The sequence below is a fragment of the Bacillus thuringiensis genome, assembly GCF_001182785.1.
In the GTDB taxonomy this organism is placed as follows: domain Bacteria; phylum Bacillota; class Bacilli; order Bacillales; family Bacillaceae_G; genus Bacillus_A; species Bacillus_A thuringiensis_S.
In genome coordinates this window covers 4,406,450-4,430,712 of sequence record NZ_CP012099.1, presented here as the reverse complement: position 1 = coordinate 4,430,712, position 24,263 = coordinate 4,406,450, and the positions used below count along the sequence as shown (strand labels likewise).

The window sequence follows — 24,263 nt, the reverse complement described above, 5'->3', positions numbered from 1 at the left end:
AAATAGGTAAAGAGAGGGTACAACAGTGAAGTTTGTGCATTTACAATGTCAAACCGTTTTTAGTTTATTAAAAAGTGCTTGTAAAATTGATGAGCTTGTAGTCAGGGCGAAAGAACTTGGTTTTTCATCGCTGGCTATTACGGATGAAAATGTTATGTATGGCGTTATTCCGTTTTATAAAGCATGTAAGAAACATGGTATACAGCCTGTTATTGGATTAACCGCTTCTATTTTTAGTGAAGAAGAAGAAAGGTCTTATCCGCTTGTATTACTTGCTGAGAATGAAATAGGCTACCAAAATTTATTAAAGATTTCTAGCAGTATTATGACAAAGTCCAAAGAAGGTATTCCTAAGAAGTGGCTTGCGCATTATGCGAAAGGATTAATTGCTATTTCACCAGGTAAAGATGGCGAAATTGAGCAATTATTACTAGAAGACAATGAGAGTCAGGCTGAAGAAGTAGCTCGCACATATCAAAATATGTTCGGCCATTTTTATATGAGTTTGCAGCATCATGCGATTCAAGATGAGTTGCTTTTACAAGAGAAACTACCTGAATTTATTAGTAGGGTTAATATTCCAGTCGTTGCAACAAACGATGTGCGCTATATCAATCAAAGTGACGCACTTGTTCACGAATGTTTACTATCTGTTGAAAGTGGAACGAAAATGACTGATCCAGATAGGCCGAGGCTGAAAACAGATCAATATTATTTAAAGTCATCGGATGAAATGGAAGCACTATTTTCCCATGCGCCGGAAGCAATCCAAAATACAATGAAAATTGCAGAGCGTTGCCAAGTAGAAATACCGTTCCATGTAAATCAACTTCCGAAGTTTCCTGTTTCGTCTAATGAAACGAGTGATATATACTTGCGTCGTGTTTGTGAAGAAGGTTTGCGGAAACGATATGGTGCGCCGAAAGAAGTGCATATAAAGCGTTTAAATCATGAATTAAATGTTATTTCTCGTATGGGATTTAGTGATTATTTCCTCATCGTATGGGATTTTATGAAGTATGCACATGAAAATCATATTTTAACAGGACCAGGTCGTGGATCGGCAGCTGGTTCACTCGTCTCATACGTATTAGAAATTACAGATATTGATCCGATTGAATACGATCTATTATTTGAAAGGTTTTTAAATCCTGAACGTGTGACGCTTCCCGATATTGATATTGATTTTCCAGACGTAAGACGTGATGAGATGATTCGCTATGTGAAAGATAAATACGGTCAGATCCGTGTTGCGCAAATTGTAACGTTTGGTACGCTTGCAGCAAAAGCGGCAATTAGAGACATTGCCCGCGTAATGGGGCTTCCGCCGCGAGATATTGATATATTTTCAAAACTTATCCCATCAAAGCTTGGTATAACGTTAAAAGATGCATATGAAGAATCACAATCACTTCGTGAGTTTATACAAGGGAATCTTCTGCATGAGCGTGTGTTTGAAATCGCAAAACGTGTAGAAGGTTTACCACGTCATACGTCTATTCATGCGGCTGGCGTTATTATGAGTCAAGAACCGCTAACAGGCAGTGTAGCAATTCAAGAAGGACATAACGATGTTTATGTTACGCAATATCCAGCCGATGCACTAGAAGAACTTGGGTTGCTTAAGATGGACTTTTTAGGACTGCGTAATTTAACGTTACTTGAAAATATTATAAAATTTATCGCGAATAAAACAGGGAAAGAAATTGATATAAGAAACTTACCTCTTCAAGATGAAAAGACGTTCCAATTATTAGGGAGAGGGGATACAACAGGTGTATTCCAGCTTGAATCAGGTGGTATGCGAAATGTACTTCGCGGGTTAAAACCGAATGAGTTTGAAGATATCGTAGCTGTTAACTCATTATACAGACCGGGACCGATGGAACAGATACCGACCTTTATTGAATCGAAACATGGAAAAAGAAAAATTGAATATTTACATCCGGATTTAAAGCCAATTTTAGAAAGAACATACGGCGTCATTGTATACCAAGAACAAATTATGCAAATTGCATCGAAGTTAGCAGGGTTTTCGCTCGGTGAAGCAGATTTACTGCGCCGTGCAGTGAGTAAAAAAAATCGTGATATTTTAGATCAGGAACGTAAGCATTTTGTCCAAGGTTGTTTGCAAAATGGTTACGATGAGACGTCTGCTGAGAAAATTTACGATTTAATTGTAAGATTTGCGAATTACGGTTTTAACCGAAGTCACGCTGTAGCTTACAGTATGATCGGATATCAGCTTGCCTACTTAAAAGCGAACTATACGCTGGAATTTATGACGGCACTATTATCAAGTGCAATTGGAAATGAAGATAAAATTGTACAGTATATACGAGAAACGAAGCGAAAAGGTTTTCATGTTTTGCCGCCGTCTCTTCAAAAAAGTGGTTACAACTTCCAAATAGAGGGGAATGCGATACGTTACAGTTTACTTTCGATTCGAAATATTGGAATGGCTACAGTGACGGCATTATTAGAAGAACGAGAGAAAAGAATGTTCGAAGATTTATTTGAATTTTGTCTCCGTATGCCATCAAAGTTTGTAACAGAGCGCAATTTAGAAGCTTTCGTCTGGTCGGGATGTTTTGATGATTTTGGTGTTTCGAGAACAAATTTATGGAAAAGTCTTAAAGGGGCGTTGGAGTACGCAAATCTCGCGCGTGATTTAGGAGATGCTGTTCCAAAATCAAAATACGTACAAGGAGAAGAGCTATCTTTTATTGAACAACTAAATAAAGAGAAAGAAGCACTTGGCTTTTATTTATCAAGTTATCCGACTGCGCAGTATGTAAAGTTAGCAAAAGAATTAGAAATTCCATCTCTCGCTCAGGCGATGCGACATAAGAAAAAAGTACAAAGAGCCATTGTGTATATAACAAGTGTGAGAGTGATTCGTACGAAAAAGTTTCAAAAGATGGCATTTATTACATTCTGTGATCAAAATGATGAAATGGAAGCGGTCCTCTTCCCGGAAACGTATATACATTTCTCGGATAAGTTACAAGAAGGAGCAATTGTTTTAGTTGACGGTACGATTGAGCTAAGAAATCATAAGCTGCAGTGGATTGTAAATGGACTATATCCGCTAGAGGAAATGGATGTGTATGAAGAAAAGAAAGATGCATCTGTTTACGTGAAATTGCCGTCTCAGTATGAGAAAAAGCTTTTAAATCAGGTTACGAAAATATTGTTCGACTATTCAGGTTTTGCGAAAGTACTAATTTATTATGAAAAGGAACATAAAATGGTACAATTATCTCGAAGTTTATCGATTCATCCAAGTGAAGAATGTTTAGGAGCACTTCGTGAAATTGTCGGGGAAGAAAATGTAGTTGTGAAAATATAATGGACAATTTCCCTACACTTCGATTATTATAGTAGTAGTGTTCGTGGTCAGACCACTTGGAGAAATTGATATCAGCAAGAATAATTTGAGGAGAGTGGATAGTTTGTCAACACTTCGTGAAGAAGCACTTCACATGCATAAAGTGCATCAAGGAAAATTAGAAACTGTATCAAAAGTAAAAGTAGAAAATGCAAAAGATTTAAGTCTTGCATATTCTCCAGGGGTTGCAGAACCTTGTAAAGAAATTTATGACGATAAAAGTAAGGTATATGAATATACGATGAAGGGAAATATGGTAGCAGTTGTTACAGATGGAACAGCTGTACTTGGTCTTGGTAACATTGGACCTGAAGCATCTCTTCCAGTAATGGAAGGTAAAGCTGTATTATTCAAGAGCTTTGCTGGTGTAGATGCATTCCCAATTGCCTTAAATACAAACGATGTAGATAAAATTGTTGAAACTGTAAAATTAATGGAGCCAACTTTTGGCGGCGTTAACTTAGAAGATATCGCAGCACCAAACTGCTTCATTATTGAAGAGCGTTTGAAAAAAGAAACAAATATTCCTATCTTCCATGATGATCAACACGGAACAGCTATCGTAACAGTAGCAGGTCTTGTAAATGCACTGAAATTAGTTGGAAAGAAAATGTCTGACATTAAAGTTGTCGCAAATGGCGCAGGTGCAGCAGGTATTGCAATTATTAAACTTTTATATCGCTATGGTGTACGCGACATTATTATGTGTGACCGTAAAGGGGCAATCTATGATGGTCGTCCTACAGGTATGAATCCGGTGAAGGATGAAGTTGCAAAATATACAAATAAGAATCGTATAGAAGGTTCTTTAGCTGATGTTGTACAAGGTGCGGACGTATTCATTGGTGTATCTGCAGAAGGTGCATTAACAGAAGAGATGGTTCGTACAATGAATGACGATGCGATTATTTTTGCAATGGCGAATCCAGTTCCAGAAATTATGCCAGAATTGGCAAAAGCAGCGGGCGCAGCTGTTGTTGGAACAGGTCGTTCTGACTTCCCGAATCAAGTAAATAATGTACTGGCGTTCCCTGGTATTTTCCGCGGTGCACTTGACGTACATGCGACACAAATTAACGAAGAAATGAAGATGGCAGCTGTACAGGCTATTGCTGAGCTTGTAGCAGAAGATGAGTTAAATGCAGACTATATCATTCCGGCACCATTTGACGCGCGTGTAGCGCCTCAAGTAGCGTCTTACGTTGCAAAAGCAGCAATGGAGACAGGAGTAGCTCGCCGTCAAGTAGATCCAAATGAGATCGCTGAAAAAACAAAACAATTAGCGCTGATTGGTAAAGAATAAGCGAGGAATTTCCATTGACATCATCAAATACAAAAGTATATCTCGAAATTGTAAAAAAAATCCGTTCCATTATGGAAGAGGATGGATTGGTAGCGGGGGATCGTTTGCCGTCTGAGCGTGAGTTAAGTTCACGCTTAAACGTAGGACGTTCCTCTGTAAGAGAAGCATTGCGTGCTTTAGAACTGGTAGGATTGATTGAAACGAGACGTGGTGAAGGGACGTTTATTCGAAACTTTTATGATAACGGTCTTGTACAATTAATTGCTCCGTTCTTATTGCAAGATGAGAAAACAATTCGTGATTTATTACAAACAAAACGATTACTTGAGAAAGATATGATTCGAATTGTATGTAATTTACCGAAAGAAACGTTTTCTAAAGTACTAAGTAGATTACACCAAGTACTTGAAGAAAATGAAAGCTCAATCCCAACGCTTCATCAAACGTTCTTTAAAACACTTATTGAACAAGTCGATAATTATTTACTATATCGCATTTGGATGATCGTAAATGATTACGTAGCAACTCTTTCTTGTAAAGTTTCAAGAGATACTATCGATATGTATAGAAAGCTTTATGCTACTTTGGAAGAAAAACAAGAAAATGATGCACTAAAAATTTACGATGAATTAGTAGAGAATATACAGTTTCACTCGTAATGTATAAAATTTGTCGAAATGACCATGACACGTTATGACAAACATTCTACCGCGTAGCGGTTAAAGTTAAACGTAAAGAGTGAGGTTATTAGACAGATTGAGAAGATAAGGCTAACATCAAACTTTGGTGTTAGCCCCATTTTCTTCTTACGCTAACCTTAGCTCTCAACGAAGGGGGTCAAATTGTGCTAAGAGATTTATTCGTGAAAAAGAAAAAGTACGCTGCAATACCTTCAGAACAAGTACGAAAAGATGTGCCAGATGGCGTTATGACAAAATGTCCGGAATGTAAAAAAATCATGTATACGAAAGAACTTCTAAAAAATTTAAAAGTATGTGTGAATTGTGGATATCATCATCCTATGAATGCATGGGAACGTCTTGATAGTATATTGGACGAAGGGTCATTCCGTGAGTATGACAAAGAAATGGTTTCATTAAATCCACTCGAGTTTCCGGGTTATGAAGAGAAACTAGAGAGCGATCGTAAGAAGACTGAATTGAACGAAGCGGTTGTAACTGGTGAAGGAACAATTGATGACATGCTTGTTGTTGTTGCAGTAATGGATTCTCGTTTTCGAATGGGGAGCATGGGCTCTGTAGTAGGAGAAAAAATCGCCCGTGCGGTTGAAAAGGCGTACGACTTACAAGTTCCATTTATTATCTTTACTGCTTCGGGTGGTGCCCGTATGCAAGAAGGTATATTAAGTTTAATGCAAATGGCAAAAACAAGCGTAGCTTTGAAAAAGCATAGTAATGCAGGAGGATTATTTATTTCTGTTATGACTCACCCAACGACGGGCGGGGTTTCAGCGAGTTTCGCTTCACTTGGTGATTATAATCTTGCAGAACCAGGTGCACTTATCGGATTTGCTGGTAGACGTGTAATTGAACAAACGGTGCGTGAGAAACTACCGGAAGATTTTCAAACGGCAGAATTCTTACTAGATCATGGTCAATTAGATGCGGTGGTGCATCGTGATGATATGAGAGAATCGCTTCGCAAGATTTTAGAAGTTCATCAAGGAGGGGAAATGGCTGTATGGCAGAGCTAGAATTTGAAAAACCAGTTGTTGAGCTAAGAAATAAGATTCGTGAACTGAAAGACTATACGAAAAACAGCCAGATGGACTTCAGTGAGGAGATTCGTATTTTGGAAGAAAAGCTAGAAAATTTAGAGGAAGATATATACGGCAATCTAAAAGTATGGGACCGTGTTCAAATTGCTCGTCATGCAGAACGACCGACAACGCTCGATTATATTGAGCACTTATTTACTGATTTTTTCGAATGTCATGGAGATCGTCTATTTGGCGATGATGCAGCGATTGTCGGCGGCATTGCGAAATATAAAGGGATGCCTGTAACTGTAATTGGGCATCAGCGCGGAAAAGATACGAAAGAAAATATTCGCCGTAACTTTGGAATGCCTCATCCGGAAGGATATCGAAAAGCACTGCGTCTCATGAAACAAGCGGAAAAGTTTAATCGTCCTATTATCTGTTTCATCGATACGAAGGGAGCTTATCCTGGTAAAGCAGCTGAAGAACGTGGACAAAGTGAAGCTATTGCCCGCAATCTATTTGAGATGGCAGGTTTAACGGTACCAGTTATTTGTATCGTTATCGGTGAAGGCGGTAGTGGTGGTGCGCTAGGTCTTGGAGTAGGAGATTACATTCATATGCTAGAAAATTCCACTTATTCTGTTATTACACCAGAGGGTGCAGCGGCAATTCTTTGGAAAGATGCAGGAAAAGCGAAGGAAGCTGCAGAAGCAATGAAAATTACAGCAGCAGATTTGAAAGAATTAGGTGTAATTGATGAAATTATTCCAGAGGCAAAAGGTGGAGCTCACCGTAATCTTTTGAAACAGTCAGAAAATATAGACTTAATGATTAGAAAAACTTTTGAACAATTAAACGGAATTTCGAAAGATGAATTAATCGAAAAACGTTATGAAAAATATATGAAAATTGGGCAAGTTTCGTTTTCAAACGCTTCCATTGGGATAAAATAAGAAAAGCGTGCGTTCCTCTTCGCGAATGCACGTTTTTATTATGAAAAGACACATCTTCTCCATTGTGTTTTTATATTTTTTCGTGTTATTTTATTATAAGGCAAATAATCTTTATGAGGTGAGTACAAATGAAACGTATTGGTGTATTAACAAGTGGTGGAGATTCACCTGGTATGAATGCTGCCATTCGTGCAGTTGTTCGTAAAGCGATTTTCCATGATATTGAAGTATATGGTATTTACCATGGATACGCTGGATTAATTTCTGGTCACATTGAAAAATTAGAACTTGGTTCTGTTGGCGATATTATCCACCGCGGTGGTACGAAATTATATACAGCAAGATGTCCTGAGTTTAAAGACCCAGAAGTACGACTAAAAGGTATCGAGCAATTGAAGAAACATGGTATCGAAGGACTTGTTGTTATTGGTGGAGATGGCTCTTACCAAGGTGCTAAAAAATTAACTGAACAAGGATTCCCATGTGTTGGTGTACCAGGTACAATCGACAATGATATTCCTGGAACAGACTTCACAATTGGTTTCGATACAGCTCTAAATACTGTTATTGATGCAATTGATAAAATCCGTGACACAGCTACATCTCATGAACGTACATATGTTATTGAAGTAATGGGACGTCATGCTGGAGATATCGCATTATGGGCTGGTTTAGCTGATGGTGCAGAAACGATTTTAATTCCAGAAGAAGAGTATGACATGGATGATGTAATCGCTCGTCTAAAACGTGGTAGCGAACGTGGTAAAAAACACAGTATTATCATTGTAGCTGAAGGTGTTGGAAGTGCAATTGACATCGGTAAGCACATTGAAGAAGCAACAAACTTTGATACTCGTGTAACTGTATTAGGTCACGTACAACGTGGTGGATCACCAAGTGCACAAGACCGTGTATTAGCAAGTCGTCTTGGTGCAAGAGCAGTTGAGTTGTTAATTGCTGGTAAAGGTGGACGTTGTGTAGGTATTCAAGATAATAAACTTGTTGATCATGACATTATCGAGGCGTTAGCTCAAAAGCATACAATCGATAAAGATATGTATCAATTATCTAAAGAATTATCCATCTAATCGGCGTAATGTCGGATATTTGGGAACGGTTTCATAATTTTCGGAGGTGCAATATGCGTAAAACTAAAATTGTATGTACTATAGGTCCTGCTAGTGAAAGTATTGAGAAATTAGAACAATTAATGGAAGCGGGTATGAACGTTGCTCGTTTAAACTTCTCTCATGGTAGCCATGAAGAGCACGGCGCTCGTATTAAAAACATTCGTGAAGCTTCAAAGAAAACTGGTAAAACAGTTGGTATCTTACTTGATACAAAAGGTCCAGAAATCCGTACTCACGACTTCGTAGACGGACAAGCTGAGCTTGTAACAGGTGCAGAAGTAGTTCTTTCTACTGAGCAAGTATTAGGTACTGCAGAGAAGTTCTCTGTATCTTATGCTGGTCTTTATGATGATGTGGACCCAGGTTCTCGCATTCTAATCGATGACGGTCTTATCGAACTAGAAGTAATCGAAAAAGCTGACGGAAATATCCGTACAAAAGTTCTTAACAGTGGAACTGTAAAAAATAAAAAAGGTGTTAACGTACCAAACGTAAGCATTAAGCTTCCTGGTATCACTGAAAAAGACGTAAAAGATATCATCTTCGGTATCGAGCAAAAAGTTGATTTCATCGCAGCTTCATTCGTACGTAAAGCGTCTGACGTATTAGAAATCCGTGAATTATTAGAAGAGCATGGCGCTCAATACATCCAAATCGTACCGAAAATCGAAAACCAAGAAGGTATCGACAATATCGATTCAATCTTAGAAGTTTCTGACGGTTTAATGGTAGCTCGTGGTGATATGGGTGTAGAAATTCCACCAGAAGAAGTACCATTAGTACAAAAACGTCTAATCAAAAAATGTAACGTGTTAGGTAAACCAGTTATTACTGCGACACAAATGTTAGATTCTATGCAACGTAACCCACGTCCAACTCGTGCGGAAGCAAGTGACGTAGCTAACGCAATCTTCGATGGTACAGATGCAATCATGCTTTCAGGTGAAACAGCTGCTGGTCAATACCCAGTAGAAGCAGTAACAATGATGGCTAACATTGCAGTACGTGTTGAAAAATCATTACAATACGAAGATATGTTCAAAAAACGTATTAAAGAGTTCACTCCAACAATTACAGATGCAATTAGCCAATCTGTTGCGCATACAGCACTTGCTCTTGATGTAGCTGCAATCGTAGCTCCAACAGAAAGTGGACATACTGCGAAAATGATCTCTAAATACCGTCCAAAATCTCCAATCGTAGCTGTAACATCTGACGAGCAAGTAGGGCGTCGTCTTGCACTTGTTTGGGGTGTACAAGCATTTATGGCTGAGAAGCGCGCAGCTTCAACTGACGAAATGTTAGATACAGCAATTCAAACAGGTATGGATGCAGGTCTAATCGGCCTTGGAGATACTGTAGTAATTACTGCTGGTGTTCCAGTTGCTGAAACTGGTACAACAAACTTAATGAAAATCCACGTTGTTGGTGAAGAAGTTGCTAAAGGACAAGGAATCGGTCGTAAAGCTGCGAAAGGTAAAGTAGTTGTAGCAAAAACAGCTGCTGAAGCTGTAGCGAACGTAAACGAAGGTGATATCCTTGTTACAACAAGTACTGATAAAGATATGATTCCTGCAATCGAAAAAGCTGCTGCTTTAGTTGTAGAAGAAGGTGGCTTAACAAGCCATGCTGCTGTTGTAGGCGTATCAATCGGTATTCCTGTTATCGTTGGTGTAAACGGCGTAACAGCAACTTTAAAAAATGGCCAAGAAGTAACAGTTGATGCAGCACGCGGAATTGTTTATAATGGACATGCGGAAGTGCTATAAGTAATACGGAGAGAAGGATCGGAGTCCTTCTCTTTTTTTTACACAAAAACGAGATAGAATTAGCTTAAAACGCCTAGAATTGCTTTTAAAAGCTGTTTGTTATGGGTTTTAATATGAAAGGGTATTATATTTCATATGATGTATATAGGCGTTGTGAGGGCGTTAAAAGTGAGTTGTGAGAGAGGTGTAGAACTATGAAGTGGTTACTATTCTTGTTTATTTTAATACCGGCGATTGAGATTACGGTCTTAATCGGATCAAGTCATGTAATAGGTTTATGGTCTACGTTCGCTATGATTGTATTTACAGGTGTTGTAGGTGTGTATTTGGCGAAAAGACAAGGATTTAAAGTGCTTGGAGAGATTCAATCTAAGTTGAATAGAGGGGAAATGCCAGGTGAGGCAGTGCTAGATGGCATTTTTGTATTTGTAGGAGGTATTCTCTTAGTGCTTCCTGGTTATGTGACAGATGTGCTAGGGTTTATCTGCGTGATCCCTGTTACGAGAGCTTTATTGAAGCCGCTTGTTATGAAGTGGATGGAATGGAAGTTTAGAAAGAACTCTACTATTATCATTCAGAAGTAGCACTTAGATTATAACGATCTAAGTGCTATTTTTTTGTCTTGTAAGAGGAGAGGGCCGCTTTGCTTTACCGCGTTATTTGTAGGGTGTGGAATTTCTATCTCAAAGCTGGGATGCTCGTAAGTGTTTGATGTGGGGGGATGAACAAAACGTCTGCTTATTATATTTGCTATATAATTTTCGTTTGAACTCTTGTTGTGCTTCGATTAAACATGTGATTTTTTAATGCTATTAATTTGGATGAATAAGATGGTGCGAAATGCAGCTAAATTAAAGTTTTGCTTTCGTATATAAAGGAGCGATTGGTGTAAAGAATTCATGTAAAAGGTGGGAATTGTTAGTTGGAGTCTTATTTTATGCAGTTTTGTATATTTATTCATTTACATAAAAAGTAATAAATGTAAGTAATAATTATAGATAAAATAGAATAAAAATGTATTTTCAGTTAGGAAATGTGTTTTTTATGCAAAAAAACAAGAGAATTATCCTTTTTCTGGGTAATGCTCTTGTTGCGTGTGAGTAGTGTGAAAAATAAGTGAAAGGAATAATCAGTGGAAAATTCCCACTGATTACAACTTGGTTTTTTGTATGGATTAGAAACTGTTATTTTGAAGGTGAACCTTTAATATATTTCCACAAGTCATGGAAGACATTAGCTTTGTGTAATGTATTAAGTAGTACTAAGGTGACTGGACCGATGATTAATCCTAAAAAGCCAAAAAGCTTAAAGCCGACAAATAGAGCGACGAGTGTTGCTAATGGATCGAGACCGATGTTAGATGAAAGTACTTTCGGCTCCATAATTTGTCTTTGGACAATCACGACGATGTATAAAATGAGAAGACCAATGGCGAATGCGGTATCGCCAGTGAAAAATACGTATATAACCCATGGAACGAAGACTGCGCCTGTGCCTAAATAGGGTAGTAAATCTACAACTCCTGTAATAATCGCAATAGTAATGGCGTATGGTACGCGTAATATTAAAAGTCCGATCAGTACAATGACGGTTGTCATAGATACGAGTGTAAGTTGTGCTTTCACAAAACCAAACAAAGCTTTTTTTAAGTCGACAAAAATAGTTTTTCCGTATCCATGTACACGATTTGGTAGTAACTTTCTTGCTTTCTGAGCAAGACGGTGCCAATCGTAACTAATGAAGAAAGTGGCTAATAAAATGAATACAAGGACAGTTAAAGTTGTCGGCAGTGCACTAATGAAATTCGTTAACCCGCTTATAATGGCGGTTAAAAGTTCTTTCATTTGTGTCGTTGCTTCTGTTCCTAAGTTTTGAATGTTTTGTGTAATTGTATAGCGCTGGGGTTCTCCAAGATGATTAAATTTAGAGATTAAATCATCGTAGAGAGGCATAATATGATTAAGTGCAAATTGCTGAGCGAATGTAACGATATCTGGAAACTTTACTGTAACAAGTTGTAGTAAGTATGTTGTGGCAGATATTGCTTCAGTTACAAGATATGTAACAAGTCCAACGATAGCTCCAAATACGAGAATTAAGCTAACGAGTACTGCTAGTGCACGAGGAAATTGTAGTTTTTGATTAAGGAAATTGACGACAGGATTAATCAAATAAGCAAATGCAAAAGCGATAATAAAAGGATAGATAAGCCCTGACATGTATAGTAAGACATAAAACCCAGCTACCGTTGCTACAATGACAAATATGAGTCGCAATATCATATATAGTAAGTTTCGGTTCAAAGATGTATACCTCCCATTCCGATTTGGATTATCCTAATTCGTTCAACTTATAACTAGCGTGCTCTGCTGATTAAAGTCTCACTTTATCGGCAGTAAATCTCCCGCCAAAGCCCAATTGGTGAAGGTCAATAATCAGCGGAAGATGCCCAACTGATTAAAGTTTTACTTTATGTTATAGTGGAATGATGGATTTAGCCTGCTTTTTTCGGTATATGAATGGCTGTGAAAGCCTGTTGGTGATGCTACTACTATATGGTAAAAACTTCATTTTCTCTTCTTTTTATTTTACCTGTTTCTTATTAGAAAAGAAAGAAGAGACGACTGTTTTCAAAAATGTATACATGCTTAAATTTTTTTGGAGAAAGTCTCTTTTTTTAATTGTAAAATGCATAAAAAATTGAAGGTGTTATCGATAAATAGGCATCTGTATAGCATGTATAACGATAGGTTTAAAGGTATTTTTGTTTGGAAATGAGTTCATTATTTTCAGAAAGGAAGTGCAAACATGATTAGTCAGTCAACTTTATTTTTATTCATACTACTTATTATAGGACTTATTGCTAAAAACCAATCGCTTACTGTAGCCATTGGTGTGTTATTTTTATTGAAGTTTACGTTTTTAGGAGATAAGGTCTTTCCTTATTTACAAACGAAAGGAATTAACCTAGGTGTAACGGTCATTACAATAGCGGTGCTAGTACCGATTGCGACGGGGGAAATAGGTTTTAAACAACTTGGAGAAGCAGCGAAATCGTATTATGCGTGGATTGCTTTAGCTTCAGGTGTAGCAGTCGCTTTGTTAGCAAAAGGCGGCGTACAATTATTGACGACGGATCCTCATATTACAACTGCGCTTGTTTTTGGGACAATTATAGCGGTCGCGTTATTTAATGGGGTTGCTGTAGGGCCTTTAATTGGGGCTGGAATTGCCTATGCGGTTATGAGTATTATACAGATGTTTAAATAAGAAATTTTATAGTAATATAAAATTTTTGAATTCTTTCTGTTCACAAAAGTCAGATAATTGTTTATAATAGGATTAGAAACTTTGAAAAGTTACATAACAGCAGAGACTTTACACCAGATAAAATAAAAACAACATAAAACAATTTTATAATGATATTGTTTTATGTTGTTTTTATCATAAAACTCTTCGGAATTTATTTTCCTCACTAACTTGTTGTTTTGAGCGTGAGGATTCGGGGAGACATTCACGCTCATGCTTTCCATGTAAACAATGGACAATAAGAGGGGAACATCGCAACAAATTTGCATGATCGTGCATTTTGCTTGCCTAAAGAGTGAACGGGCGTTCATAATTCATAAGGGGAGCAAATAGATATAAGGAGCAAGGTTGGGAGAATTTTCAGGAAAAGGAGAGAATGTCATGACTGTTATTCGAGGTTTAGAAGGGGTAGTAGCAACAACATCATCTGTGAGCTCTATTATTGATGATACATTAACTTATGTTGGGTATAATATTGATGATTTAGCTGAGAATGCTACGTTTGAAGAAGTAGTGTACTTATTATGGCACCGCAAGCTTCCTAATGAAAAAGAACTAGCGGAATTTAATGAAATTGTATCTGAATACTATAAAGTTCCAGGTGAGATTTTAACATATTTGAAACAAGTAGATTTAAAAATTGCACATCCGATGTCTGTTTTACGAACTGCAATTTCCATGCTATCATTATACGATGAGAGCGCTGAAATTATGGATGAAAAGTCTAATTATTTGAAAGCGGTTAAATTACAGGCTCAAGTGGGAACTTTAGTTGCTGCTTACGCGAGAATCCGTAAAGGTTTAGATATTGTTGAGCCAAGAAAAGATTTATCATTAGCTGCAAACTTCTTGTACATGTTAAATGATCGCGAGCCAAATGAAGTTGAAATTGAAGCTTTTGATAAGGCGCTTGTACTTCATGCGGATCATGAGTTAAACGCTTCTACATTTACTGCACGTGTTTGCGTAGCTACACTTTCAGATGTATATTCTGGTATTACAGCAGCAATCGGTGCATTGAAAGGTCCTCTTCACGGTGGGGCGAATGAAAATGTAATGAAGATGTTAACTGAAATTGGCGAAGAAGAAAATGTAGAATCATATATTCATAATGCTCTTCAAAATAAAGTGAAAATCATGGGCTTTGGTCACCGTGTGTATGAGCAAGGTGATCCGCGTGCAAAACACTTACGTGAAATGTCTAAGAGATTATGCGTGCTTTTAGGAGAAGACAAATGGTATAATATGTCTATCAAAATTGAAGACATTGTAACAAAAGAAAAAGGTCTTCCACCAAATGTTGATTTCTATTCAGCTTCTGTATACCATTGTTTAGGAATTGACCATGACTTATTTACACCTATTTTTGCAATTAGCCGTATGTCAGGCTGGTTAGCTCATATTCTAGAACAATATGAAAATAACCGTTTAATCCGTCCGCGTGCTGATTATAATGGACCAACGCATCAAGTGTATGTTCCAATCGCACAAAGATAAGCAAAAAACACTATTTCGATAGTGAAAATACGCTTTCAAAAGTCTGATTTTTTCGGAAAGATGTAATGATTAGAATATTTTAATTTGACTAACGGTTTGAACTGAGGGGTTATTCCCTCAGTTTCATACATATGAAATTTCAAACATGGGGGTTATCACATTGACGACAGGTGAAAAAATTACTGTAACTAATGGTGTTATGAATGTACCAAACAATCCGATTATTCCATTTATTGAAGGAGATGGAATTGGTCCTGATATTTGGGCAGCTGCATCTCGCGTAATAGAAGCAGCAGTTGAAAAAGCTTATGATGGTGAGAAGAAAATCGTTTGGAAAGAAGTGCTTGCAGGGGAAAAAGCATTCAACCAAACAGGCGAGTGGTTACCAGAAGAAACTTTAAATTTAATTCGCGAATATTTAATCGCAATTAAAGGTCCACTTACAACTCCAGTTGGCGGTGGTATTCGTTCTCTAAACGTAGCACTTCGTCAAGAATTAGATCTATATGTATGTCTACGTCCAGTTCGTTATTTTGAAGGTGTTCCTTCACCTGTAAAACGTCCGGAAGATACTGATATGGTTATTTTCCGTGAAAATACAGAAGACATTTATGCTGGAATTGAATATGCACAAGGATCTCCAGAAGCAGAAAAAGTTCTTGCTTTCTTAAAAGAAGCAATGGGTGTTAATAAAATCCGCTTCCCAGAAACATCTGGTATTGGTATTAAACCAATCTCAGAAGAAGGGACAAAGCGTCTTGTTCGTGCTGCAATTCAATATGCAATTAACGAAAAACGCTCTTCTGTTACATTAGTTCATAAAGGAAACATTATGAAATTTACAGAAGGTGCTTTCAAAAACTGGGGTTACGAAGTAGCGGAACAAGAATTCGGCGACAAAGTATTTACTTGGGCTGAATATGATCGCATCGTTGAAAAAGATGGTAAAGATGCAGCAAATAAAGCGATGGCAGACGCTGAAGTGGCTGGAAAAATCATCGTAAAAGATTCTATTGCAGACATCTTCTTACAACAAATTTTAACTCGTCCACGTGAGTTCGATGTTGTTGCAACAATGAACTTAAATGGTGACTATATCTCTGATGCACTTGCTGCACAAGTAGGTGGAATTGGTATTGCACCTGGTGCAAACATTAACTATGTGACTGGACATGCTATCTTTGAAGCTACACATGGTACAGCTCCAAAATATGCAGGTTTAGATAAAGTAAACCCATCTTCTGTTCTTCTTTCAGGTGTATTATTACTAGAACATTTAGGATGGAATGAAGCGGCGAAATTAGTAACAGATTCAGTTGAGAAAACAATTGCATCAAAAGTAGTAACATATGACTTTGCTCGCCTAATGGAAGGCGCAACAGAAGTGAAATGTTCTGAGTTTGCTAATGAGCTTATTAAAAACATGGATGTAGCGATAATCAAAAACGCATAATTAAAGCGGGGGGTAAATTATGACAATCAAACGCAAGAAGGTTTCAGTCATCGGTGCAGGATTTACAGGAGCAACAACGGCATTCTTATTAGCACAAAAAGAACTTGCAGATGTTGTATTAGTGGACATTCCACAACTGGAAAATCCAACAAAAGGGAAAGCGTTAGATATGTTAGAAGCGAGCCCAGTACAAGGTTTTGATGCTAACATTATTGGAACATCTGATTACGCAGATACTGCTGATTCTGACGTTGTCGTTATTACAGCAGGTATTGCACGTAAGCCTGGTATGAGCCGTGATGACTTAGTAGCAACGAACTCTAAAATTATGAAAAGTATTACGCGCGACATTGCAAAACATTCACCAAATGCGATTATTGTTGTATTAACAAATCCAGTTGATGCAATGACATATTCTGTATTTAAAGAAGCAGGATTCCCGAAAGAGCGTGTTATCGGCCAATCGGGCGTATTAGATACAGCTCGTTTCCGTACATTCATCGCACAAGAATTAAATCTTTCTGTGAAAGACATTACAGGATTTGTTCTTGGTGGACACGGTGACGACATGGTACCTCTTGTGCGTTATTCTTATGCAGGCGGTATTCCGTTAGAAACGTTAATTCCGAAAGAGCGTTTAGAAGCAATCGTAGAACGTACACGTAAAGGTGGCGGTGAGATTGTAGGCTTATTAGGAAACGGTAGTGCATATTACGCACCAGCAGCTTCTTTAGTTGAAATGACAGAAGCAATCTTAAAAGATCAACGCCGTGTATTACCAGCTATTGCGTACCTTGAAGGTGAGTATGGTTATAGTGACCTTTACTTAGGGGTACCAGTAATTCTAGGTGGTAACGGAATTGAAAAAATTATTGAATTAGAACTTCTTGCAGATGAAAAAGAAGCGTTAGATCGCTCTGTAGAATCTGTACGTAACGTAATGAAAGTTCTTGTTTAATAATTGAATAGTAGTGAAAAAGATTCGGGATTCCGAATCTTTTTCTACTATTTACCGAATTGTTTTTTCGAAATAATATGAAAACGCTATCATTTGTAGTATCCTATAATGAAACTATAGATTTATACTATACATTGCCCTCATCATAGTAAATTTCGGATAAGGTATCGCTTTTAGTAGGATAATAAGGTGAAAAAATCGGAGGGGGTTGTAACATGTTAAAGAAAAAAGTTCAAATTGGTCGTAAAATGGATGAGATTACAGTAGGAGAGAAATTATCTATCACTGAAAAAATTGAGGATAAAGATTTGTTATTGTACTTAGGGTTAACGAATGATGCCAATCCATTATATATTCAGCATGATTACGCATCCCAAACTCCGTATGAAAAGCCGATTGTACCAAGCATTATGCTAACGGGAATGATTACAACGGCAGTTACGAAATATTTACCGGGTCCAGGAAGTCATATTACTAGGAAGGACCTTACGTTCGTGAAGCATGTTCACCATTATGAAACGTTACAAATCCACTTTGAAGTTGTGGCTGTTTCTGAGGAGGAACATACAATTGATATGCTTGTATCTGCTCATGATGAAAAAGGAGAAACTGTTGTAAAGGGTTCATTAACAGTAACGCCACCTTATAAATCTGTTTCCATTATGGAAAAAGCATTAGATAATTTTTAAAAGATGAAAATATGAATAGCGCTAGCATACCGTGAATAAGGATGCTAGCGCTATTTTTAGTTGAAGAATCCTTCTTTGAACCCTTCAGCAAATTCTGAGCACCCCGTTTTAATCGTATCCCAGCTCGGTACGTTAAAAGTAAGGAAACATGTTACTACTAAAGTTAAAATAGGTAGTAATAGTCGCATAATAGAACCTCCTTTTTTTATATTCAGATTATTAAATTAACAATATTTACTATATTATAATTTAATAATTTAAGTCAATGGAAGGAATGATTCTTTAAGATGAGGTGGAAAAAGAAGAAGTTATCTTTGAAACGATACGAGAAGCTGAAGTGTGAGCAGACGGCGTTGCAAATGAAATGTATGGAAGAGTATTTGATGGATATGAAACACTAGATTATAAAATAGCGTATGCGCTTGCGTTTTTCCTAGCGCAAAATCAAGATTTTATAGTTCATACGGAAGTGAGCTTTAAAGAAGAGAGAGTAATCTATAAAGTTTGGCAAAATCCTGTGTAGTTGCAGGTAAAGTGTAATTACGTCTATTTTCTCAATTCTAAACAAACGATCTCCATGAATAGACAATTATATTGAGAGGGACCCTGTTTTCTAGTATGATGAGAATAACGGGGAAAATACTAGGATGAAGAAGGTTTCAAGTCTATAACTTGGAGGAAAAGAATGAACAATCGTATTTTAGTAGTTGATGATGAGGAATTTATCTTAACTTTAATCGAATTTAATTTACAACAAGCTGGGTTTGAAGTTATAACAGCGATGGATGGAGAAATGGCGCTTCAAAAAGCGACAACAGAACGCCCAGATTTAATTATATTAGATTTAATGCTTCCGAAAATGGATGGTATGGAAGTGTGTAAAGAATTACGATTGCAGCGCGTTATGACGCCGATTTTAATGTTAACGGCAAAAGATGATGAGTTTGATAAGGTGCTAGGCCTTGAACTTGGGGCAGATGATTATATGACGAAGCCATTTAGTCCAAGGGAAGTTGTTGCTCGTGTGAAGGCGATTTTGCGCCGCATGAAATTACAACAAGAAGAACAAGTTGCAGAAGCGCCAGATGAAGATAGCATCACAATTGCAGAACTTAAAATTTTACCGGAGTTTTATGAGGCTTATTTCCAAGGAAGAAAGCTTGAATTAACACCAAAAGAATTTGAACTACTTGTGTATCTTGCGAAAAATAAAAGTCGCGTGTTGACGCGTGATCAATTATTAAGTGCTGTATGGAATTATGATTTTGCTGGTGATACGCGAATTGTTGATGTTCATATTAGCCATTTGCGCGATAAAATTGAACAAAATACGAAAAAACCGACGTACATTAAAACGATACGTGGTTTAGGATATAAATTAGAGGAGCCAAAAGGGAATGAATAAATTTCGTTCCAGGCTTCTTTTTACATTTGTTTCTCTTATTGTATTTATTTTAGTTGGACTAGGTTTATTGCTAGAAACTGTGTTTGAAAACTACTATATAGATCATGCTAAAGAGAGAATGGTAAAAGAGACGGAGTATGTTGCGGCGTTAGCAGAAGAGCAAGGTTTTGATAATGTCTTAAAAAATCCATACGTATTTGAAAAGTTAGAAGAAAAAATACCAGCTTCTATCGTATTTGTGGATGAAAAAAAGAAAGTTCAATATAGAAAAGGACAAGAATTGGCATTTAGTCCAGAGACGATTAAAGAACTTACTTCGGAATTGGCAAAACAACGAAGTAAAGTGATTACGAAAGAGACAGATCGAAAGAATGAATTTTATCATGCGGTGTTCGTTCAAGATGTAGAAGGAAAACAAGGATACGTTTTGGTGAAAAGTACAATCGATCCTTTAAAAGACGTACATCAAAAAACGTGGGGATTATTAATTATCGGATTTGTCATTGCTTGTCTTGTAGTTGTATTTTTAGGTATGAAAATTACAGGGCAATATATTAGGCCAATTGAATCGGTTACGAAAGTTGCAATTGAATTGGCAAAGGGGAATTATAAAGCGCGTGCATACGAAAGTCATTCGGATGAAACAGGAATGCTGAGTAAAGCGATTAATATTTTAGCTCGTAACTTACAAGAGATGACACTTGAACAAGAAATGCAGCAAGATCGTCTGCATACGTTAATTGAAAATATGGGAAGCGGAATGATTTTAATTGATAGCCGCGGATATATAAACCTTGTAAACCGCTCTTATAAGGAAACTTTCCACGTAACAGATGAAGAATATTTAGATCGCTTATATTATGAATCGTTTCATCATACAGAAATTATTGAGCTTGTAGAAGAAATCTTTATGACAGAAGTGAAAGTGCGTAAACAAATGTTATTGCCACTTGGAATTGAGCGGAAGCATTTCGAAGTATATGGAGCGCCGATTATCGGGACAAACCATGAATGGAAAGGGATTGTTCTCGTATTCCATGACATAACAGAGTTAAAGAAATTAGAACAAATGAGAAAAGACTTTTTAGCGAATGTTTCTCATGAATTAAAGACACCGATTACTTCTATTAAAGGTTTTTCAGAAACACTCTTAGACGGAGCGATGGATAATAAAAAATTCTGCGAACATTTCTTGCACATTATTTTAAAAGAAAGTGAGCGTATGCAAGGGTTAATTGAAGATTTATTAGATTTGTCGAAAATCGAACAACAAGGATTTAAATTAAATATGGGAACCGTTGACATGAAGGGGCTACTTGAAGATATTCATATGGTGCTTGATAATAAGGCAGGAGAAAAAGAAATCTCTTTACAAGTGAATGTATTAAAACGTGCCTCTGTTATTGGAGATCCAAGTCGTTTGAAACAAATCTTTATTAATTTAATTAATAATGCGATTGTATATACACCGGCTGGAGGCGTTGTTTCAGTAGAGTTAGCGGAAGATAAATATAATGCTTATATAAAAGTATCGGATACTGGAATTGGTATTAGTAAAGAGGAAATTCCGCGTATTTTTGAACGCTTTTACCGAGTGGATAAAGCGAGAAGTAGAAATACTGGTGGTACAGGCCTTGGATTATCAATTGTAAAGCATTTAGTAGAGGCGCATCACGGTACAATTACAGTGGATAGTGAAGTTGGGGAAGGGACAACATTTACAGTTGTTTTACCAAAATCAGCTACTGAAAAATAGGATGAAGGATGTTTACAATATATTAACAATGGCTTAATTAAATATTAATAAAGCTCTGTTAATATAATACATGAAAACCCCTTCATCCAAGGAGTAATTTTGGACGAGAATAGTTAAGCTGTTCTCGTCACTTCCCTTTATGCCAATATAAGTCTGTTTTATATATGAAAGAAAATAACCGTTATTTTTCTTCTCTCTATTAGTCATGTTAATATAGAGAGAGGAAAGGAACGGTTTTTTTCTATGAGAAAAATCATTTCAAATTTGTATGGGGAGGTTTCTGATTTGGAAAAAAAGGTCGTATTAGTAGATGGTAATAATATCGCGTATCGTGCTTTCTTTGCACTACCGCTTTTAAATAACGACAAAGGTATACATACGAACGCAATTTACGGTTTTACAATGATGTTAATGAGAATATTAGAGGAAGAAAAACCGACGCATATGTTAGTAGCATTTGATGCGGGTAAAACGACATTCCGTCATAAAACGTATAGTGAGTATAAAGGAGGACGTCAAAAGACTCCACCTGAATTATCAGAGCAGTTCCCGTTTATTCGTGAGATGCTGGATGCATTCAACGTACCGCGTTATGAATTAGAAAATTATGAAGCGGATGATATTATGGGAACGCTAGCAAAAGAAGCGAGTGAACAAGGAGCAAGTGTAAAAGTTATTTCAGGAGATAAAGATTTACTTCAACTTGTTTCTGATAACACGCTTGTATGTATTCCGCGAAAAGGGATTACGGAAGTAGATGAATATACGAAAGAAGCTTTATTTGAAAAATATAGCTTATCACCAAAGCAAATTATCGATATGAAAGGTTTAATGGGAGACCAATCAGATAATATTCCGGGTGTACCAGGAGTTGGTGAAAAAACGGCGATTAAATTGTTAACACAGTTTGGAACGGTTGAAGAAGTGTATGAAAATCTAGATCAAGTAAGCGGGAAGAAATTAAAAGAAAAACTGGAAGAAAATAAAGAACAAGCTCTTATGAGTAAAGATCTTGCGACTATTATTACAGATGCACCGATTACAGTTCATGTGGATGATATGGCGTATAAAGGATATGAAGCAAGTGATGTGATTCCAATGTTCGAGAGTTTAGGATTTACATCTCTTTTAAATAAATTAGGCGTTACGCCAGAAGAAACAGCTCCAGCTGAATTAGATGATATTACATTTGATATTGTGGAAGAAGTTACAGAAGAAATGCTTCAGCAAGATAGTGCACTTATTGTTGAAGTGCAAGAAGATAATTATCATAAGGCGGACATTCAAGGCTTTGGTATTCAAAATGAAAATGGTTGCTACTTTATTCAGAAGGATATTGCTCTTGCATCGGATGCTTTTAAAGCATGGCTTGCAAATGGAGAAATGAGAAAGCATACATTTGATGCGAAGCGAGCGATCGTTGCACTTAAATGGAATGGGATAGATATTCAAGGGATTGATTTTGATTTATTAATCGCTGCTTATTTACTTGATCCAGCCGATACGGATAAAGATTTCCGTACTGTAGCGAAAATGAAAGAAACACATGCTGTGAAATCTGATGAAGAAGTTTACGGAAAAGGTGCAAAACGAGCTGTTCCAGAGTTAGATGTAGTAGCGGAGCATGTAGCTCGTAAAGTGCATGTATTATATGATGTAAAGCAAACATTCGTTGAAGAGTTAGAGAAGAATGAGCAATATGAACTGTTTACAGAGTTAGAATTGCCACTTGCGCGTGTATTAGCTGATATGGAAGTAAAAGGTGTAAAAGTTGATACGGAGCGTCTTCGTAATATGGGAGAAGAACTTGCAGGTAGATTAAAGGAAATGGAACAGGAAATTTATAAGCTTGCGGGAACAGAATTTAATATTAATTCACCGAAGCAGCTTGGTGTAATTCTGTTTGAGAACTTAAACTTACCGGTTATTAAAAAGACGAAAACAGGTTATTCTACGTCAGCCGATGTATTAGAAAAGCTTATGGATCGCCATGAGATTATTCCAAACATTTTACATTATCGTCAATTAGGGAAACTAAATTCAACTTATATTGAAGGTTTACTGAAAGTTGTACATGAAGATTCATCTAAAATTCATACTCGCTTTAATCAAGTATTAACGCAAACAGGTCGATTAAGTTCAACGGATCCGAACTTGCAAAATATCCCGATTCGATTAGAAGAAGGAAGAAAGATTCGTCAGGCATTTGTTCCATCAGAAGAAGGTTGGATTATGTATGCGGCTGACTATTCACAAATCGAACTGCGTGTATTAGCTCATATTGCAAATGATAAAGGGTTAGTTGATGCATTCCAGCATGACATGGATATTCATACGAAAACAGCTATGGATGTATTTGGCGTTGAAAAAGATGAAGTAACTTCAAATATGAGGCGACAAGCGAAAGCTGTTAACTTCGGAATTGTGTATGGTATTAGTGATTATGGTCTTTCACAAAACTTAGGAATTACAAGAAAAGCAGCAGCGGAATTTATTGAAAAGTATTTAGAAAGTTTCCCTGGTGTACAAGAATACATGGAGGACATCGTAAAAGATGCGAAACAAAAAGGATATGTGGCTACATTATTAAATCGTCGTCGTTATATTCCAGAAATTACGAGTCGTAATTTCAATTTACGTAGCTTCGCTGAGCGTACAGCGATGAATACACCAATTCAAGGTACTGCAGCAGATATTATTAAAAAAGCGATGATTATTATGGCAGATCGTTTAGAAGAAGAAGGATTACAAGCGCGTCTTCTTCTGCAAGTACACGATGAATTAATATTTGAAGCACCAAAAGAAGAAATTGAAAAATTAGAGAAGCTTGTACCTGAAGTAATGGAGCATGCAATTGAACTCGCAGTTCCGCTGAAAGTTGATTATTCTTACGGTCCAACTTGGTACGACGCAAAATAAGGAAGTGA

The 24,263-nt window shown here is 37.0% G+C and carries 19 protein-coding genes; 17 read left to right on the top strand and 2 right to left on the bottom strand.

Annotation, left to right across the window (positions count from 1 at the left end):
* The first annotated feature begins 25 nt into the window (after positions 1-25).
* The 8 genes from dnaE to AC241_RS22770 all read left to right on the top strand — a co-directional run bounded on the left by dnaE (position 26) and on the right by AC241_RS22770 (position 10,853).
* Complete coding sequence (dnaE, locus tag AC241_RS22805; protein WP_050844575.1) at positions 26-3,352, top strand: DNA polymerase III subunit alpha; 3,327 nt, start codon at positions 26-28, stop codon at positions 3,350-3,352.
* Positions 3,353-3,485: 133 nt separating this feature from the next.
* Positions 3,486-4,694, top strand: a complete 1,209-nt coding sequence (ystJ, locus tag AC241_RS22800) for an NADP-dependent malic enzyme (RefSeq protein WP_162200710.1) — start codon at positions 3,486-3,488, stop codon at positions 4,692-4,694.
* Positions 4,695-4,708: 14 nt separating this feature from the next.
* Positions 4,709-5,353 (top strand): FadR/GntR family transcriptional regulator, encoded by a 645-nt coding sequence (locus tag AC241_RS22795; RefSeq protein ID WP_016080099.1) that lies wholly within the window; start codon positions 4,709-4,711, stop codon positions 5,351-5,353.
* A 185-nt stretch (positions 5,354-5,538) separates the two neighbouring features.
* Positions 5,539-6,408: an acetyl-CoA carboxylase, carboxyltransferase subunit beta gene (gene accD, locus AC241_RS22790; RefSeq protein ID WP_000942856.1), complete on the top strand. Its 870-nt coding sequence runs from the start codon at positions 5,539-5,541 to the stop codon at positions 6,406-6,408.
* Positions 6,396-7,370 (top strand): acetyl-CoA carboxylase carboxyl transferase subunit alpha, encoded by a 975-nt coding sequence (gene accA / locus AC241_RS22785; RefSeq protein ID WP_000818801.1) that lies wholly within the window; start codon positions 6,396-6,398, stop codon positions 7,368-7,370. Before accD ends, accA begins: the two co-directional genes overlap by 13 nt.
* 128 nt (positions 7,371-7,498) lie before the next feature.
* The gene (gene pfkA, locus AC241_RS22780; protein WP_000821156.1) at positions 7,499-8,458 is read left to right on the top strand and encodes a 6-phosphofructokinase; all 960 of its coding nucleotides are present in this window, start codon (positions 7,499-7,501) and stop codon (positions 8,456-8,458) included.
* A gap of 53 nt (positions 8,459-8,511) precedes the next feature.
* On the top strand, positions 8,512-10,269 hold the full coding sequence (gene pyk, locus AC241_RS22775; protein ID WP_029443394.1) for a pyruvate kinase: 1,758 nt from the start codon (positions 8,512-8,514) through the stop codon (positions 10,267-10,269).
* Between the two features lie 194 nt (positions 10,270-10,463).
* The gene (locus AC241_RS22770) at positions 10,464-10,853 is read left to right on the top strand and encodes an FxsA family protein (protein ID WP_029443393.1); all 390 of its coding nucleotides are present in this window, start codon (positions 10,464-10,466) and stop codon (positions 10,851-10,853) included.
* Positions 10,854-11,453: 600 nt separating this feature from the next.
* Here the strand turns inward: AC241_RS22770 and ytvI are convergent.
* The gene (ytvI, locus tag AC241_RS22765) at positions 11,454-12,572 is read right to left on the bottom strand and encodes a sporulation integral membrane protein YtvI (RefSeq protein ID WP_006926492.1); all 1,119 of its coding nucleotides are present in this window, start codon (positions 12,570-12,572) and stop codon (positions 11,454-11,456) included.
* A gap of 505 nt (positions 12,573-13,077) precedes the next feature.
* On the opposite strand from ytvI, the gene AC241_RS22760 reads away from it, so the two are divergent.
* The 5 genes from AC241_RS22760 (at position 13,078) to AC241_RS22735 (ending at position 18,175) form a co-directional block, all read left to right on the top strand.
* Positions 13,078-13,539 carry a DUF441 domain-containing protein gene (locus AC241_RS22760; RefSeq protein WP_000625507.1) on the top strand — a complete coding sequence of 154 codons (462 nt, stop codon included), beginning with the start codon at positions 13,078-13,080 and terminating at the stop codon, positions 13,537-13,539.
* A gap of 387 nt (positions 13,540-13,926) precedes the next feature.
* Complete coding sequence (gene citZ / locus AC241_RS22750; RefSeq protein ID WP_000503651.1) at positions 13,927-15,075, top strand: citrate synthase; 1,149 nt, start codon at positions 13,927-13,929, stop codon at positions 15,073-15,075.
* A gap of 160 nt (positions 15,076-15,235) precedes the next feature.
* Entirely contained in the window at positions 15,236-16,528 is a 1,293-nt protein-coding gene (icd, locus tag AC241_RS22745) for an NADP-dependent isocitrate dehydrogenase (RefSeq protein ID WP_000206893.1), read from the top strand.
* Positions 16,529-16,547: 19 nt separating this feature from the next.
* Positions 16,548-17,486 (top strand): malate dehydrogenase, encoded by a 939-nt coding sequence (gene mdh / locus AC241_RS22740; protein WP_000153232.1) that lies wholly within the window; start codon positions 16,548-16,550, stop codon positions 17,484-17,486.
* 215 nt (positions 17,487-17,701) lie between these two features.
* On the top strand, positions 17,702-18,175 hold the full coding sequence (locus tag AC241_RS22735) for a MaoC family dehydratase (RefSeq protein ID WP_000914181.1): 474 nt from the start codon (positions 17,702-17,704) through the stop codon (positions 18,173-18,175).
* 56 nt (positions 18,176-18,231) lie between these two features.
* Here AC241_RS22735 and AC241_RS35725 read toward each other — a convergent pair whose 3' ends face one another.
* Positions 18,232-18,363: a hypothetical protein gene (locus AC241_RS35725; RefSeq protein ID WP_001238014.1), complete on the bottom strand. Its 132-nt coding sequence runs from the start codon at positions 18,361-18,363 to the stop codon at positions 18,232-18,234.
* 176 nt (positions 18,364-18,539) lie between these two features.
* Here AC241_RS35725 and AC241_RS22730 point away from each other — a divergent pair, with 176 nt between their 5' ends.
* From AC241_RS22730 to polA, 4 genes are all read left to right on the top strand, one after another.
* Positions 18,540-18,698 (top strand): hypothetical protein, encoded by a 159-nt coding sequence (locus tag AC241_RS22730; RefSeq protein WP_050844574.1) that lies wholly within the window; start codon positions 18,540-18,542, stop codon positions 18,696-18,698.
* A 162-nt stretch (positions 18,699-18,860) separates the two neighbouring features.
* Positions 18,861-19,580, top strand: coding sequence for a two-component system response regulator PhoP (gene phoP / locus AC241_RS22725; RefSeq protein WP_050844573.1), 720 nt, complete (start codon positions 18,861-18,863; stop codon positions 19,578-19,580).
* Positions 19,573-21,336, top strand: coding sequence for a sensory box histidine kinase PhoR (phoR, locus tag AC241_RS22720; protein WP_001032099.1), 1,764 nt, complete (start codon positions 19,573-19,575; stop codon positions 21,334-21,336). The genes phoP and phoR overlap by 8 nt, the downstream gene beginning before the upstream one ends.
* A gap of 285 nt (positions 21,337-21,621) precedes the next feature.
* Entirely contained in the window at positions 21,622-24,255 is a 2,634-nt protein-coding gene (gene polA / locus AC241_RS22715) for a DNA polymerase I (protein WP_016080103.1), read from the top strand.
* Positions 24,256-24,263 lie beyond the last annotated feature (8 nt).

Excerpts from the sequence above, each read along its gene's own strand:
- ystJ (WP_162200710.1), top strand. The coding sequence starts at position 3,486 with ATGCATAAAGTGCATCAAGGAAAATTAGAAACTGTATCAAAAGTAAAA.
- accA (WP_000818801.1), top strand. The coding sequence starts at position 6,396 with ATGGCAGAGCTAGAATTTGAAAAACCAGTTGTTGAGCTAAGAAATAAG.
- pfkA (WP_000821156.1), top strand. The coding sequence starts at position 7,499 with ATGAAACGTATTGGTGTATTAACAAGTGGTGGAGATTCACCTGGTATG.
- pyk (WP_029443394.1), top strand. The coding sequence starts at position 8,512 with ATGCGTAAAACTAAAATTGTATGTACTATAGGTCCTGCTAGTGAAAGT.
- AC241_RS22770 (WP_029443393.1), top strand. The coding sequence starts at position 10,464 with ATGAAGTGGTTACTATTCTTGTTTATTTTAATACCGGCGATTGAGATT.
- AC241_RS22760 (WP_000625507.1), top strand. The coding sequence starts at position 13,078 with ATGATTAGTCAGTCAACTTTATTTTTATTCATACTACTTATTATAGGA.
- mdh (WP_000153232.1), top strand. The coding sequence starts at position 16,548 with ATGACAATCAAACGCAAGAAGGTTTCAGTCATCGGTGCAGGATTTACA.
- AC241_RS22735 (WP_000914181.1), top strand. The coding sequence starts at position 17,702 with ATGTTAAAGAAAAAAGTTCAAATTGGTCGTAAAATGGATGAGATTACA.
- AC241_RS35725 (WP_001238014.1), bottom strand. The coding sequence starts at position 18,363 with ATGCGACTATTACTACCTATTTTAACTTTAGTAGTAACATGTTTCCTT.
- AC241_RS22730 (WP_050844574.1), top strand. The coding sequence starts at position 18,540 with ATGTATGGAAGAGTATTTGATGGATATGAAACACTAGATTATAAAATA.
- phoP (WP_050844573.1), top strand. The coding sequence starts at position 18,861 with ATGAACAATCGTATTTTAGTAGTTGATGATGAGGAATTTATCTTAACT.
- phoR (WP_001032099.1), top strand. The coding sequence starts at position 19,573 with ATGAATAAATTTCGTTCCAGGCTTCTTTTTACATTTGTTTCTCTTATT.